Source organism: Colwellia marinimaniae (assembly GCF_002207865.1).
GTDB lineage: Bacteria > Pseudomonadota > Gammaproteobacteria > Enterobacterales > Alteromonadaceae > Colwellia > Colwellia marinimaniae.
In genome coordinates this window covers 1-252 of the sequence record NZ_BDQM01000390.1, presented here as the reverse complement: position 1 = coordinate 252, position 252 = coordinate 1, and the positions used below count along the sequence as shown (strand labels likewise).

Genomic DNA, 252 nt, shown 5'->3' with positions numbered 1-252 from the left:
GGCCGAACTTGCGCGGGATCGACGGATTGGCCCGCCCCAGGCGCACCCACAGCCAGGCAAAGACCGGCGCCAGCGCCAGGATCGAGATCGGGTTCACCGACTGGAACCAGCCGATCGGGAATTCCCAGCCGCTGATGTCGCGGTTGACGATGTTCTCGGCGAGGAAGTTGAACGAACTGCCGGCCTGCTCGAAGAAGCACCAGAACAGCACGTTGAAGGCGAAGATGATCAGCATCGCGATCGAACGGTCAC

1 protein-coding gene is annotated in these 252 nt (G+C 62.7%); it reads right to left on the bottom strand.

The genetic code is table 11. From position 1 onward, the window contains the following. The coding region (locus tag MTCD1_RS19775; protein WP_438819309.1) for a POT-type proton-dependent oligopeptide transporter at positions 1 to 252 on the bottom strand (252 nt) is incomplete at both ends.